This window comes from Streptomyces sp. NPDC045678 (genome assembly GCF_056432085.1).
In genome coordinates this window covers 235,306-248,078 of the sequence record NZ_JBWKJS010000003.1, presented here as the reverse complement: position 1 = coordinate 248,078, position 12,773 = coordinate 235,306, and the positions used below count along the sequence as shown (strand labels likewise).

At 68.5% G+C, this 12,773-nt stretch carries 15 protein-coding genes; 8 read left to right on the top strand and 7 right to left on the bottom strand.

Going from position 1 to position 12,773, the window contains the following annotated elements; genetic code table 11:
- Positions 1-72 precede the first annotated feature (72 nt).
- The 3 genes from AC07DO_RS12070 to AC07DO_RS12060 form a co-directional block, all read right to left on the bottom strand.
- Positions 73-1,104 carry an alanine racemase gene (locus AC07DO_RS12070; protein WP_479058927.1) on the bottom strand — a complete coding sequence of 344 codons (1,032 nt, stop codon included), beginning with the start codon at positions 1,102-1,104 and terminating at the stop codon, positions 73-75.
- A gap of 61 nt (positions 1,105-1,165) precedes the next feature.
- The gene (locus AC07DO_RS12065) at positions 1,166-2,287 is read right to left on the bottom strand and encodes a lipid II:glycine glycyltransferase FemX (protein ID WP_479058925.1); all 1,122 of its coding nucleotides are present in this window, start codon (positions 2,285-2,287) and stop codon (positions 1,166-1,168) included.
- A 147-nt stretch (positions 2,288-2,434) separates the two neighbouring features.
- A complete protein-coding gene (locus tag AC07DO_RS12060) occupies positions 2,435-2,749 on the bottom strand; it encodes a hypothetical protein (protein WP_479058923.1) in 315 nt (104 codons plus the stop codon).
- Between the two features lie 266 nt (positions 2,750-3,015).
- On the opposite strand from AC07DO_RS12060, the gene rpsF reads away from it, so the two are divergent.
- The 4 genes from rpsF to rplI all read left to right on the top strand — a co-directional run bounded on the left by rpsF (position 3,016) and on the right by rplI (position 4,756).
- Positions 3,016-3,306 (top strand): 30S ribosomal protein S6, encoded by a 291-nt coding sequence (gene rpsF, locus AC07DO_RS12055; RefSeq protein ID WP_016644628.1) that lies wholly within the window; start codon positions 3,016-3,018, stop codon positions 3,304-3,306.
- Between the two features lie 78 nt (positions 3,307-3,384).
- Positions 3,385-3,981 carry a single-stranded DNA-binding protein gene (locus AC07DO_RS12050; protein WP_362988287.1) on the top strand — a complete coding sequence of 199 codons (597 nt, stop codon included), beginning with the start codon at positions 3,385-3,387 and terminating at the stop codon, positions 3,979-3,981.
- 73 nt (positions 3,982-4,054) lie between these two features.
- Positions 4,055-4,291: a 30S ribosomal protein S18 gene (gene rpsR, locus AC07DO_RS12045; RefSeq protein ID WP_003949403.1), complete on the top strand. Its 237-nt coding sequence runs from the start codon at positions 4,055-4,057 to the stop codon at positions 4,289-4,291.
- Positions 4,292-4,309: 18 nt separating this feature from the next.
- Complete coding sequence (gene rplI / locus AC07DO_RS12040) at positions 4,310-4,756, top strand: 50S ribosomal protein L9 (protein ID WP_359352905.1); 447 nt, start codon at positions 4,310-4,312, stop codon at positions 4,754-4,756.
- Between the two features lie 128 nt (positions 4,757-4,884).
- Here rplI and AC07DO_RS12035 read toward each other — a convergent pair whose 3' ends face one another.
- The gene (locus AC07DO_RS12035) at positions 4,885-6,231 is read right to left on the bottom strand and encodes an MATE family efflux transporter (RefSeq protein ID WP_479058921.1); all 1,347 of its coding nucleotides are present in this window, start codon (positions 6,229-6,231) and stop codon (positions 4,885-4,887) included.
- A gap of 451 nt (positions 6,232-6,682) precedes the next feature.
- On the opposite strand from AC07DO_RS12035, the gene dnaB reads away from it, so the two are divergent.
- Positions 6,683-8,164, top strand: coding sequence for a replicative DNA helicase (gene dnaB / locus AC07DO_RS12030; protein WP_150185078.1), 1,482 nt, complete (start codon positions 6,683-6,685; stop codon positions 8,162-8,164).
- A gap of 24 nt (positions 8,165-8,188) precedes the next feature.
- On the opposite strand, the gene AC07DO_RS12025 is transcribed toward dnaB, so the two are convergent.
- Positions 8,189-8,752 (bottom strand): dihydrofolate reductase family protein, encoded by a 564-nt coding sequence (locus AC07DO_RS12025; protein ID WP_479058919.1) that lies wholly within the window; start codon positions 8,750-8,752, stop codon positions 8,189-8,191.
- Between the two features lie 315 nt (positions 8,753-9,067).
- Complete coding sequence (locus tag AC07DO_RS12020; protein ID WP_479058917.1) at positions 9,068-9,976, bottom strand: NADP-dependent oxidoreductase; 909 nt, start codon at positions 9,974-9,976, stop codon at positions 9,068-9,070.
- 70 nt (positions 9,977-10,046) lie between these two features.
- Between AC07DO_RS12020 and AC07DO_RS12015 the strand changes: the two genes are divergently transcribed.
- The gene (locus AC07DO_RS12015) at positions 10,047-10,661 is read left to right on the top strand and encodes a TetR/AcrR family transcriptional regulator (protein ID WP_479058915.1); all 615 of its coding nucleotides are present in this window, start codon (positions 10,047-10,049) and stop codon (positions 10,659-10,661) included.
- A gap of 32 nt (positions 10,662-10,693) precedes the next feature.
- On the opposite strand, the gene AC07DO_RS12010 is transcribed toward AC07DO_RS12015, so the two are convergent.
- A complete protein-coding gene (locus AC07DO_RS12010) occupies positions 10,694-11,647 on the bottom strand; it encodes an SDR family NAD(P)-dependent oxidoreductase (protein ID WP_479058913.1) in 954 nt (317 codons plus the stop codon).
- Positions 11,648-11,717: 70 nt separating this feature from the next.
- Here AC07DO_RS12010 and AC07DO_RS12005 point away from each other — a divergent pair, with 70 nt between their 5' ends.
- Positions 11,718-12,197 (top strand): MerR family transcriptional regulator, encoded by a 480-nt coding sequence (locus AC07DO_RS12005; protein WP_479058911.1) that lies wholly within the window; start codon positions 11,718-11,720, stop codon positions 12,195-12,197.
- A 63-nt stretch (positions 12,198-12,260) separates the two neighbouring features.
- Positions 12,261-12,725, top strand: coding sequence for a carboxymuconolactone decarboxylase family protein (locus AC07DO_RS12000; RefSeq protein ID WP_479058909.1), 465 nt, complete (start codon positions 12,261-12,263; stop codon positions 12,723-12,725).
- Positions 12,726-12,773 lie beyond the last annotated feature (48 nt).

Below are 12,773 nucleotides of genomic sequence, written 5' to 3'. Positions count from 1 at the left end.
TGTGCGCACACGCGGAAGGGCCGGTACGAGGCGTCGTCGTACCGGCCCTTCCGCGTGCTGGATCGATCCGCCTCAGCGGTCGATGATGCGGTCGAACTGCGTGGTGGTGTGCCGCAGATGGGCCACCAGTTCCTCGCCGACCTTCGGCTCCGGGGCGTCCGAGGGCACGAAGAGGATCGAGACCTGCATGTGTGGGGGCTCCGCGAACCAGCGCTGCTTGCCCGCCCAGACGAACGGCGAGAGGTTGCGGTTGACGGTCGCGAGACCCGCCCGTGCCACGCCCTTGGCCCGCGGCATCATGCCGTGCAGCGCCTTCGGGGCCTCCAGGCCCACGCCGTGCGAGGTGCCGCCGGCCACGACGACCAGCCAGCCGTCGGAGGCGGCCTTCTGCTGGCGGTAGCCGAAGCGGTCGCCCTTGGCGACGGCGGTGACGTCGAGGACGGCACCGCGGTACTCGGTGGCCTCGTGATCGCCGAGCCAGAGGTTCGTGCCGATGCGGGCACGGAAGCGCGTCTGCGGGAACTGCTGCTGCAGACGGGCCAGTTCACCGGCCTTGAGGTGGCTGACGAACATCGTGTGCAGCGGCAGGCGGGCCGCGCGCAGGCGGTCCATCCAGCCGATGACCTCCTCGACGGCGTCGGAGCCGTCGGTGCGGTCCAGCGGCAGGTGGATCGCGAAGCCTTCGAGGCGTACGTCCTCGATGGCGGCGTGCAGCTGCGGAAGCTCCTGCTCGGTGACGCCGTGGCGCTTCATCGAGGACATGACCTCGATGACGACGCGGGCGCCCACGAGGCCGTGCACGCCGTCGAGCGACGACACGGAACGGATGACGCGGTCGGGCAGCGGCACCGGTTCCTCGCCCCGCCGGAACGGGGTCAGGACCAGCAGGTCGCCGCTGAACCAGTCCTTGATCCGAGCGGCCTCGTAGGTGGTGCCCACGGCGAGCACGTCGGAGCCGAAGCGCGTGGCTTCCTCGGCGAGGCGCTCATGACCGAAGCCGTAGCCGTTGCCCTTGCAGACCGGGACGATGCCCGGGAACTGCTCCAGCGTGTGCTTCTGGTGTGCCCGCCAGCGCGCGGTGTCGACATAGAGCGTGAGCGCCATGGCTGGATCCCGGAACCTTTCTCGTGTCTGCGGTGTATCAGAGTGATGGAATTGTGCGGGATCAGCGGCGCGACATGTAGATGTCCAGCGCCTTGTGCAGCAGCTTGTTGAGCGGGAAGTCCCACTCGCCGATGTACTCGGCGGCTTCGCCACCGGTGCCGACCTTGAACTGGATCAGGCCGAAGAGGTGGTCCGTCTCGTCCAGGGAGTCGGAGATGCCGCGCAGGTCATAGACGGTGGCACCCATGGCGTACGCGTCGCGCAGCATCCGCCACTGCATCGCATTCGAGGGCCTGACCTCGCGCCCGATGTTGTCCGAGGCGCCGTAGGAGTACCAGACGTGCCCGCCGACGACGAGCATCGTGGCGGCCGACAGGTTCACGCCGTTGTGCCGCGCGAAGTACAGCCGCATGCGGTTCGGGTCCTCGGAGTTGAGGGCCTGCCACATCTGCTGGAAGTAGCCGAGCGGCCGCGGGCGGAACTTGTCGCGCACCGCGGTGATCTCGTAGAGGCGCTGCCACTCGGGAAGGTCGTGGTAGCCGCCCTGGACGACCTCGACGCCGGCCTTCTCGGCCTTCTTGATGTTGCGCCGCCACAGCTGGTTGAAGCCCTTCTGGACCTCGTCCAGGGAGCGGTTGGCCAGCGGCACCTGGAAGACGAAGCGGGGCTGGACGTCACCGAAGCCGGCGCCGCCGTCCTCACCCTGCTGCCAGCCCATCCGGCGCAGCCGGTCGGAGACCTCAAAGGCACGCGGCTCGATGTACGTGGCCTCGACGTCCCGCAGCCGCTTCACGTCCGGGTTCTGAATGCCCGCCTTGATCGCCGGAGCGTCCCAGCGACGGATCACGACCGGCGGACCCATCTTCACGGAGAAGGCGCCCTGCTGCTTCAGATGCGCCAGCATCGGCTGCAGCCACTCGTCGAGGTTCGGGGCGTACCAGTTGATCACCGGGCCCTCGGGCAGGTACGCGAGATAACGCTTCAGCTTGGGCAGCTGCCGGTAGAGCACCAGGCCGGCACCGACGAGCTGGCCGGTCCTGTCGTCGAACCAACCCAGGTTCTCCGAACGCCATTCACTCTTCACGTCAGCCCATGCCGGGACCTGGCAATGACTCGCCGACGGCAGTGTCTGGATATACGCCAGATGCTGCTCGCGACTGATGGTCCTCAGGGTCAGACTCATTCGGGGCGCTCCTCGGGCTGGTGTGTCCCCATGGGTTCAGGGGCTCCGGCTCTCGCGCCGAAGCCTACTGCGCCCTGCGAGCGCCCCGTCTGGGCGTACGGAACTAAGGCCCCCGGCCGCTCGCGCGACCGGGGTGCGTCGCGGCCGTCAGCCGACGACGCCGCCGAAGAGTCCGCCGTGCGCCATGCCCAGGAAGAAGCCGATCGCGGCGGCTCCCATGCCGAGGATCAGGCCGAAGCGTTCACGTGTCGTCGCCGAGATGTACTGGCCGTACGCACCTGTGGCGATCCCGACCAGGCCCGTCCACGAGCTGATCAGGTGGAGGTTGTGGAACATCGCCGTGACGAAGGCGATGGCCCCGAGCACCAGGGTCACGCCGAGCAGCGCGTCCTGGAGCGGATGGGCCTTGCCGTCCGTGGCGAAGAGGGAAGTGGCGGAGTTCGGTCGCATTGCCTGTGCCATGGGAGGCACCTCCTGCGGAAGGCGGCGCATCGTAGCGCCATAGACACCCGATGTGTACAGATTCTGCCCGTCCCCCGCCGGATTTCAACCGGAAGCCTCGGTGCGGGTACTCTGTACCGTCTGCACCGGTGTCTGCCCTGGCCACGGCATGGACCCCCGCTCGCGGGAGTCGATTGTCAGTGGTGGCCGATACCGTTGCGTACGCATCACGACCCTCCTGCCACGGAACGACCGTGGCCGCTGAGTCCAAAGGAGGTGGGTTCCACATGCGTCACTACGAAGTGATGGTCATCCTCGACCCCGATCTCGAGGAGCGCGCTGTCTCCCCGCTGATCGAGAACTTCCTCTCCGTCGTCCGTGAGGGCAACGGAAAGGTCGAGAAGGTCGACACCTGGGGCCGTCGTCGTCTGTCCTACGAGATCAAGAAGAAGCCCGAGGGCATCTACTCGGTCATCGACCTGCAGGCCGAGCCTGCGGTCGTCAAGGAGCTCGACCGACAGATGAACCTGAATGAGTCGGTCCTCCGGACCAAGGTCCTCCGTCCCGAGATGCACTGAGCTCTCTAGCTCAGCAGCACCCGGGAATCGAGTAGCAGCAACAAGCAGCCAGCAGCAAACCCGCCGAGAGGTTCCCCCATGGCAGGCGAGACCGTCATCACGGTCGTCGGCAATCTTGTCGACGACCCCGAGCTGCGCTTCACCCCCTCCGGTGCGGCGGTCGCGAAGTTCCGTGTCGCGTCCACCCCCCGCATCTTTGACAAGCAGACCAATGAGTGGAAGGACGGCGAAGGCCTGTTCCTGACCTGCTCGGTCTGGCGTCAGGCGGCGGAGAACGTCGCGGAGTCGCTCCAGCGAGGCATGCGCGTCATCGTGCAGGGCCGGCTGAAGCAGCGGTCCTACGAGGACCGTGAGGGCATCAAGCGCACGGTCTACGAGCTGGACGTCGAGGAAGTCGGCGCCAGCCTGAAGAACGCCACGGCCAAGGTCACCAAGACCACCGGTCGAGGTGGCCAGGGCGGTTACGGCGGCGGTGGCGGCGGCCAGCAGGGCGGCGGCTGGGGCGGTGGCTCCGGCGGCGGTCAGCAGCAGGGTGGCGGCGGTGCTCCCGCCGACGACCCCTGGGCGACCGGTGCGCCGGCCGGCGGCGGCCAGCAGCAGGGCGGCGGCGGTGGCGGCTGGGGCGGAAGCTCCGGCGGCTCCGGTGGCGGCTACTCGGACGAGCCCCCCTTCTAAGCCTCAGGGCTTTCAGGCCTTCGGGCCGAGGGTGGGCCGTAACCCCACTTCTTGATCACACAGGAGAAACACCATGGCGAAGCCGCCTGTGCGCAAGCCTAAGAAGAAGGTCTGCGCTTTCTGCAAGGACAAGGTCACGTACGTGGACTACAAGGACACGAACATGCTGCGGAAGTTCATTTCCGACCGCGGCAAGATCCGTGCCCGCCGCGTGACCGGCAACTGCACGCAGCACCAGCGTGACGTCGCCACGGCCGTGAAGAACAGCCGTGAGATGGCGCTGCTGCCCTACACGTCCACCGCGCGATAAGGGAAGGGTGACCGACTAATGAAGATCATCCTCACCCACGAGGTCTCCGGCCTCGGCGCCGCCGGCGAGGTCGTAGACGTCAAGGACGGCTACGCCCGCAACTACCTGATCCCGCGGAACTTCGCGATCCGCTGGACCAAGGGTGGCGAGAAGGACGTCGAGCAGATCCGTCGTGCTCGCAAGATCCACGAGATCGCGACCATCGAGCAGGCCAACGAGATCAAGGCCCAGCTCGAGGGCGTCAAGGTCCGCCTGGCCGTCCGCTCCGGCGACGCCGGTCGTCTCTTCGGTTCCGTCACCCCGGCCGACGTCGCTTCGGCGATCGAGGCTGCTGGTGGTCCGAAGGTCGACAAGCGCCGTGTCGAGCTGGGCGCGCCGATCAAGACGCTGGGCGCCCACGCGACGTCCGTGCGTCTGCACCCCGAGGTTGCCGCGAAGGTCAACGTCGAGGTCGTCTCCGCCTAAGCACTGCGCTTGGCAGAGTTGAAGCAATCGTTGGGCCGCACCCCCTGGGGTGCGGCCCAACGTGCTTCGCGGAACGTGTAGCGCGGCTCTGTTTCACGTGAAACAGAGCCGGGTGTCGTCCGCAACCCTCAGCGTGTGGCGCCCGTGACGAGCCAGCGGCCGGAGCGGGAGCGCAGCCACAGGGTCAGCATCCGGACCGCCATCATCAGCGTCATCGCTCCCCACAGCGCGGTCAGGCCGCCGCCGAAGGTCGGTACGAGCAGGGCGACGGGGGTGAAGGCGGCCAACGTGACGATCATTGCCCAGGCGAGGTACGGGCCGTCGCCCGCTCCCATCAGGACGCCGTCCAGCACGAAGACGATGCCGCAGATGGGCTGGGCGAGCGCGATGACGACGAGAGCCGGCAGGGCCGCGTCCTGGACGTCGCCGTCGCCGGTGAAGAGCGGGATGAACACGGGCCGTGCGAGGACGACCAACAGACCGAGGACGACCCCAGAGGCGACGCCCCACTGCACCATGCGTCGGCAGACGGCTCGGGCGCCGTCAGGATCGTCGGCGCCCAGATAGCGCCCGATGATCGCCTGTCCGGCAATGGCGATGGCGTCGAGCGCGAAGGCCAGCAAACTCCACAGGGACAGCACGATCTGGTGAGCGGCCACGTCGGAGTCGCCGAGGCGGGCGGCGACGCCGGTCGCGATCATCAGGATGGCGCGCAGCGAGAGCGTACGGACGAGGAGTGGCGCGCCGGCTTGTGCGCAGGCCCGGATTCCGGCGGCGTCGGGGCGCAGTGAGGCGCCGTGGCGCTTGGCGCCGCGTACGACGACGTAGAGGTACACCGCAGCCATGCCGCACTGGGCGATGACGGTGCCCCAGGCGGAGCCGGCGATGCCGAGGTCCGCGCCGTAGACCAGGCCGACGTTGAGGACGCCGTTGGCGACGAAGCCGCCGATGGCGACGTACAGCGGGGTCTTGGTGTCCTGAAGGCCGCGCAGTACGCCTGTGGCGGCGAGCACGACGAGCATGGCGGGGATGCCGAGCGAGGAGATCCGCAGGTATGTGACGGCGTACGGGGCCGCGGTGTCGGAGGCGCCGAAGAGGTCCACGAGAGCGGGGGCGGTGGGCAGGGCGACGGCGATGACGGCGGCACCGAGGAGCAGCGCGAGCCAGATGCCGTCCATGCCCTGTCGGATGGCGGCCTGGAGATCCCCGGCGCCGACCCGCCGGGCGACGGCGGCCGTGGTGGCGTACGCGAGGAAGACGAAGATGCTCACCGCGGTGGTGAGGAGCGCCGAGGCGACGCCGAGGCCGGCCAGTTGGGCGGTGCCGAGGTGACCGACGATGGCGCTGTCGGCGAGCACGAAAAGGGGCTCGGCCACGAGCGCGCCGAACGCGGGGACGGCGAGCGCGATGATCTCTCGGTCATGCCTTCGCCGTGCGGCCTTGGGTGCCGCGGGAGCCTGTGTCATGCACACCAATCTAATCTTCCACAGGTAAGAGATGCAATGCTATTGGGACCCTTACTCAGCCGCCCGTCGAGTGGGCCGTCACGTGGCGTTTCAGACGATCTTGGTCCGACTGGGAAACTTTTTCTTCTGCACAGCCAGTGGACGGGAAAGGTGCAGGTCAGGTCGGTTTTTGAGAACGTGCTGAGGGCTTGTTCACAGGCCTGTCCACCGACCCGTGCACAGGTTTGACGGAGTTCTCCACAGCATCCGGCCCGTCATCCACACCGCCTGTGGATAACCAGATTGGCTGACGGTGCCCACAGGCCTACCGTGGTCCGGCGCCCGCCTCGTCGTACGACCTCGGAAACCCCGGAAAACCGACGCGTCAGAACCGGAGTTGGGCCCGCTTATTTGTCAGTGTCGTGCCGTACGAAAGAGGGGCACGGCGAGGTCCGCGCGGCGGACGGGAGGAGGTGGCCCGGTGAGTATTTCCGAGCCTTTGGACGACCCCTGGGCCGACAGCGGTCCCAGTGACCGTCTGCCCGTCTCCCGCCAGCGCCGCGACGGTGGTGGCGGCCGGGGCCGCGACGAACAGCACGATCGTGGCCGCGAGGGCGGCTGGGACGGCGGGGGATCGTCGTTCGAGCGGGTCCCCCCGCAGGATCTCGACGCGGAGCAGTCCGTGCTCGGCGGAATGCTGCTCTCCAAGGACGCGATCGCCGATGTCGTCGAGGTTCTCAAGGGCCACGACTTCTACCGGCCCGCACACGAGACGATCTACGCCTCGATCCTCGACCTCTACGCGAAGGGCGAGCCGGCCGACCCGATCACCGTGGCGGCCGAGCTCACCAAGCGGGGCGAGATCACCAAGGTCGGCGGCGCTTCCTATCTGCACACGCTCGTGCAGACGGTGCCGACGGCGGCGAACGCGGAGTACTACGCGGAGATCGTCCACGAGCGGGCGGTACTTCGACGGCTCGTCGAGGCTGGCACGAAGATCACCCAGATGGGATACGCGGCCGACGGCGACGTCGACGAGATCGTCAACAGCGCCCAGGCCGAGATCTACGCGGTCACCGAGCAGCGCACCACGGAGGATTACCTTCCGCTCGGCGACATCATGGAGGGCGCTCTCGACGAGATCGAGGCGATCGGTTCGCGGTCGGGCGAGATGACCGGTGTGCCGACCGGGTTCACCGACCTCGACCAGCTCACCAACGGTCTGCACCCGGGCCAGATGATCATCATCGCGGCCCGTCCCGCCATGGGTAAGTCGACACTGGCCCTCGACTTCGCGCGGGCGTGTTCGATCAAGCACAACATGCCGAGCGTGATCTTCTCGCTCGAAATGGGGCGCAACGAGATCGCCATGCGTCTGCTCTCCGCCGAGGCGCGTGTGGCCCTGCATCACATGCGCTCCGGCACGATGACCGACGAGGACTGGACGCGTCTCGCCCGGCGCATGCCGGACGTCTCGGCCGCCCCGCTCTACATCGACGACTCCCCGAACCTGTCGATGATGGAGATCCGGGCCAAGTGCCGCCGCCTCAAGCAGCGGAACGACCTGAAGCTCGTCGTCATCGACTACCTGCAGCTGATGCAGTCGGGCGGATCCAAGCGGTCCGAGAGCCGCCAGCAGGAAGTCTCGGACATGTCGCGAAACCTGAAGCTGCTCGCCAAGGAGCTGGAGCTGCCGGTCATCGCGCTCTCGCAGCTGAACCGTGGCCCCGAGCAGCGCACCGATAAGAAGCCCATGGTCTCCGACCTGCGTGAATCCGGCTCGATCGAGCAGGACGCGGACATGGTCATCCTGCTGCACCGCGAGGACGCGTACGAGAAGGAGTCGCCGCGCGCGGGCGAGGCGGACATCATCGTGGGAAAGCACCGTAACGGCCCCACAGCGACGATCACCGTTGCCTTCCAGGGCCATTACTCGCGCTTCGTGGACATGGCACAGACCTGACAGCTCCAGGTGTGGGGAAGCCGCTCAGCGCTTCGTCTCGTACCTGGTCAGGACCACGCCGCCGGGAAACGGCCGCGTCTCCACCAGGTTCAGGTTCACCCAGTTGTCCAGCGCGGTGAAGAACGGCGTGCCGCCGCCCGCCAGGACCGGCGCGGTGGCCAGCACGTACTCGTCGATCAGCCCGGCGCGCATGGCCGCCCCGGCGAGCGTCGCGCCGCCGATGTCCATCGGGCCGCCGTCCTCGGCCTTGAGCCGGGCGATCTCGGCGACCGCGTCGCCGGTGACCAGGCGGGTGTTCCAGTCGACCTTGTCGATCGTCGAGGAGAACACCACCTTCGACATGTCCCGCCAGCGGCGCGCGAACTCGATCTCCGCCGGGGTGGCGTCGGGCTGCCGGTCGCCGGTCGGCCAGTAGCAGCTCATCGTCTGCCACAGCTTGCGCCCGTACAGCGTCAGCTCGGTCGCCTGCAACTGGTCGGACCAGAACTGGAACAGCTCGTCGCTCGGCTCGCTCCAGCCGATGTCGTCGCCGGGTGCGGCGATGTAGCCGTCCAGGGTCACGTTCATGCCGTAGATCAGTTTCCGCATGCCGCCAGCCTTCCCCGAGTCGGTCTCAGGCGTACAGACCGGCGCGGGGCGGGGAACTCATCGGTGCGCGATCCGGGCCCACACGGAGACCCTCGGAGAGCCTCGCCCCGCCCCGGTCATCGCACGGTGATAAAGACCGCGCCCGGGGTTCGTGGGCCCACGACCCCAGGACGGCGTACTGGGCCGCGTCCCTCACCGACCGGCGAGGGGGACGAGGCCGAAGACGCTCCCGCGGCGGTGCCGGCCACCCGTCTCCCGACGCCGGTGGCACGCACCGCGATGCGGACCTGACCGGCCCGCGGGGCCGGAAGGGGTTCAGATGACGATGACCCGACGTCCGCGTGTGTGTCCGGCCTGGCTGTCCGCCTGTGCCGCGGCCGCTTCGGCGAGCTGGTACGTCTTCTCGACCGGGATGTGGAGTCGGCCCCGCGCGATGAGGTCGCCGGCCTCGGCGAGGGCCTGCGGCACGTTCCCGGTCACGCCGGAGAAGCGGACGCCGTGTTCCGGTGCGGTCAGGTCGGCGATGGAGATCACCTTCTGCGGGTCTCCCACCAGTTCGACGAGGTCGGGGATCACGCCCGAGCCGGCCAGATCGAGTGCGGCGTCCACGCGGCCGAACTGTCGGACCCGCTCGACCCAGCCCTCTCCGTACGTCGTGGCGAGCGCACCCAGGCCGCGCACGTAGTCCTGGTTGGCGGCCCCGGCCGTGCCGATCGTCGTGATGCCGCGGTCGCGCGCGATCTGCAGCACCGCTGAGCCGACGCCCCCGGACGCGCCGCTGACCAGCAGCGTCTGTCCGGGCTGCACACCGGTCTGGTGGATGATGCGCAGCGCGGTCTCCACCACGGAGGGGTACCCGGCCGCTTCTTCGAAGGTCAGGTTCTCGGGCATCGGGGCCCAGGCCGACAGCACGGCGAACTCGGCGTACGTGCTGGAGCCTCGCCCGAACACGCGGTCGCCGACCTCGACCGTGGTGACGTCCGGGCCGATTTCGTCCACCAGTCCGGCGGCGTCCTGCCCTGTCCCGGAGGGCAGCTCGACGGTATGGGACGGAACCCCGTCGGGCTTGTGGAACTGGCCTTCGCGGATCCTCCAGTCGACGGGGTTCACACCCGCCGCGCGTACGGCGATACGTATCTGACCGGGGCCCGCGTGGGGCTCCTCGGCCTCGGTGAGGTGCAGGACATCGGGGCCACCGAACTCGGCGAAGCTCACTCTCTTCATGCGCTGAACGTAGCACTACCGGTTAGCTTTTTGAAACAGTTACACCTTAGGATTTGGTAGCGTAACCGCCATGACCGTCCCGACGACGCCGACCGGACCGACCTCGCAGAACGGCTCGAGCACGCCGCCCGGACGTCGTGAACGCAAGAAGGCCGCGACCCGCCAGAAGATCGCCGACACCGCCATGCGGCTCTTTCTGGAACGCGGGTACGACACGGTGGGCATCCGGGACGTGGCAGCCGAGGCCGACGTGGCCGTCACCACGCTCTTCTCCCACTTCGCCTCGAAAGAGGCCCTGGTGTTCGAGCAGGACGACCACTTCGAACAACGCCTCACGCAGGCGGTTACCGACAGGGCGCCGCACGAGCCGCTCATTCCCGCGCTGCGCCACGAGATCCACGCGATGGTCCGGCACTGCACGGCGGACGGCACGGCGGCGGTCTACCGCATGATCGACGAGACCCGCACCCTGCGGGAGTACGAGGAGTCGATGCGGCTGCGCCACGCGGAGTCCCTGGCGACGGCCATCGCCGCCGATCCCGAGCTGGCGCGGACCACGACGGAGTGCCGCGCGATTGCGCGGTTCGTGGTCGACGCCTATGCCCTGGCCCGCGAGGCGGACGACCCGCAGGCCGCCGTGGACGAGATCTTCCGGATGATCGAGGCAGCCTGGGACGTCAGCTGACCTCAGCGTTCGGTCTGCGGAGCGTCCGGGGCTCAGAACGCGCTGAGTCCGGTGAGTTCGCTGGAGAGGTCCCAGAGTCGCGCCGCCGCGTCGGGGTCGACCGCCCAGGGTTTCACGCCGCCGATCAGCATGTCGTCGGTGGTGGCCGGTTCGGCGATGTCGCAGTCCTGGCAGTACGCCCCTCCCCGGCCCTCCAGCAGCGGTGAGGTAGCCGCCCACACAGCCGTCGCCGCGCCCTGCTCAGGGCTCTTGAAGCCGACGGCAGGCGCCCCGTCCGGAGTCACCCAGCCCTGCGCGAGCCACTCGTCCCGCGGGATGTGGCGCTGCAGCGGGGTGAGGATGCTGCCGGGGTGCACGGCGAAGGCGCGCAGGTGGTGGTCGGCACCGAGGCGGTTCAGGTGCAGGGAGAAGAGGGCATTGGCGGTTTTGGACTGGGCGTAGGCCGACCAACGGTCGTAGCCGGTGTCGAAGTGCAGGTCGCTCCAGCGGATGTCGGAGAGGAAGTGTCCCGAGGAGGCGACGGTGACAACACGGGTGCCGTCCGGTGCGAAGACGGGACGCAGGCGGTGGGTCAGCGCGAAGTGCCCGAGGTGGTTGATGGCGAAGTGCGCCTCCCAGCCGGGACCGACGCGTGTTTCGGGGCAAGCCATCACGCCCGCGCCGTTGATGAGGATGCCGAGCGGGCGGCCGGTGTCGAGGAAGCGTTCGGAGAAGACGCGGACGCTGTCCAGGTCCGCGAGGTCGAGGGCGTGCACCTCGGTCCGGGGCAGGCCGCGCAGGGCGTGTTCGGCGGTTTCCGGGCGCCGGGCGGGGACGACGACGTGGGCGCCCGCGTGGACGAGAGCGCGGGTCGTGGCGAGCCCGAGGCCGGAGTAGCCGCCGGTCACGAGCGCCGTTGTGCCCGCCAGGTTCACGTCGGCGAGGACGTCTTCGGCCGTGCTGTGGGCGCCGAAGCCCGTGCCGAGCTTCCGCTGTTCAGTGATCATGCTTTCGACGCTAAAACCTAGAGCGTGCGCTAGGTCAAGAGCCGCCCGCCGCGGGGCGTACGGTCACGCCATGAGCGAGTATCCGGGCGCTGTGCCCGAAGAGAGCAGTGCAAGCACGGGCGGGCTGTCCATAGGAAAGGTCGCCGAAGCGACCGGCCTGAGCGTGCACGCCCTGCGGTTCTTCGAGCGGGAAGGGCTCTTCCTGCGCGACATTCCGCGGACCGGCGGAGGGCAGCGGGTCTACGAACAGACGGATGTGGACTGGCTCCTGCTGTGCGGGCGGCTGCGCGTCTCGGGCATGCCGATCGCCACGGTCAAGAAGTTCGCGGCGCTCGTACGTTCCGGTCCCGGCAACGAGCGGGAACGTCTGGCGCTGCTGCGGGAGCACGAGCGCGACGTACGCGCGAAGATCGACGACCTGAACGCCTGCCTGGAGGTCATCCACGGCAAGGTCACCACCTACGAGCAGCACCTGCGCGACGGAACGGCCGCCGGCCTCTGGTCACCGCGGCCGCTCACATCTCCGCGTCGCGATTCGTCGGTGCAATGACGGACGAAAACGACGCCTCTGCGGCCAACAGCGGCGCCGGGCAGACGCTTGAGGAGAAAACTCATGCAGGCTCGTATGCAGAACCCCACCACGATCATCCCTGAGGCCCTGAAGGCCGTGCTGAGCCTGTCCCGTATCTCCAGGCAGCAGGGGCTGTCCCAGGCGACGATCGAGCTGGTGCAGCTGCGCGTGAGCCAGATCAACGGAAGCAGCGTCTGCGTCGAGGGGAACGCGCGCAGTGCCGACGTGGCGGGCGCCACGGACGTGCAGTGTTCATCGGTGGCCGCCTGGCGGAATGTCTCCTGCTTCACGGCCGCGGAACGCTCCGCCTTCGCCCTCGCGGAGGCGGCCACCCGGCTCGCCGACCGGCCCGATCCGGTGCCGGCGGCGGTCTGGAACGAGGCGGCGCGGCACTACACCGAGCAGGAACTGGCGGCACTCGTCCTCACCATCGGAGTGGCCAACATGCTCAACAGGATCAACATCATCACGCGGCGGCACGCCGGCTCCCAGCCCTGGGAGTGCTGACAGGGGCCGAAATCGCTCGACGCGCGGGCGCCTCCCGGGTGAACTGGT

Bases quoted from the DNA above. Each gene is read 5' to 3' on its own strand.
- AC07DO_RS12070 (WP_479058927.1), bottom strand. From the start codon at position 1,104: ATGGCGCTCACGCTCTATGTCGACACCGCGCGCTGGCGGGCACACCAG.
- AC07DO_RS12065 (WP_479058925.1), bottom strand. From the start codon at position 2,287: ATGAGTCTGACCCTGAGGACCATCAGTCGCGAGCAGCATCTGGCGTAT.
- AC07DO_RS12060 (WP_479058923.1), bottom strand. From the start codon at position 2,749: ATGGCACAGGCAATGCGACCGAACTCCGCCACTTCCCTCTTCGCCACG.
- rpsF (WP_016644628.1), top strand. From the start codon at position 3,016: ATGCGTCACTACGAAGTGATGGTCATCCTCGACCCCGATCTCGAGGAG.
- AC07DO_RS12050 (WP_362988287.1), top strand. From the start codon at position 3,385: ATGGCAGGCGAGACCGTCATCACGGTCGTCGGCAATCTTGTCGACGAC.
- rpsR (WP_003949403.1), top strand. From the start codon at position 4,055: ATGGCGAAGCCGCCTGTGCGCAAGCCTAAGAAGAAGGTCTGCGCTTTC.
- rplI (WP_359352905.1), top strand. From the start codon at position 4,310: ATGAAGATCATCCTCACCCACGAGGTCTCCGGCCTCGGCGCCGCCGGC.
- AC07DO_RS12025 (WP_479058919.1), bottom strand. From the start codon at position 8,752: ATGCGGAAACTGATCTACGGCATGAACGTGACCCTGGACGGCTACATC.
- AC07DO_RS12020 (WP_479058917.1), bottom strand. From the start codon at position 9,976: ATGAAGAGAGTGAGCTTCGCCGAGTTCGGTGGCCCCGATGTCCTGCAC.
- AC07DO_RS12015 (WP_479058915.1), top strand. From the start codon at position 10,047: ATGACCGTCCCGACGACGCCGACCGGACCGACCTCGCAGAACGGCTCG.
- AC07DO_RS12010 (WP_479058913.1), bottom strand. From the start codon at position 11,647: ATGATCACTGAACAGCGGAAGCTCGGCACGGGCTTCGGCGCCCACAGC.
- AC07DO_RS12005 (WP_479058911.1), top strand. From the start codon at position 11,718: ATGAGCGAGTATCCGGGCGCTGTGCCCGAAGAGAGCAGTGCAAGCACG.
- AC07DO_RS12000 (WP_479058909.1), top strand. From the start codon at position 12,261: ATGCAGGCTCGTATGCAGAACCCCACCACGATCATCCCTGAGGCCCTG.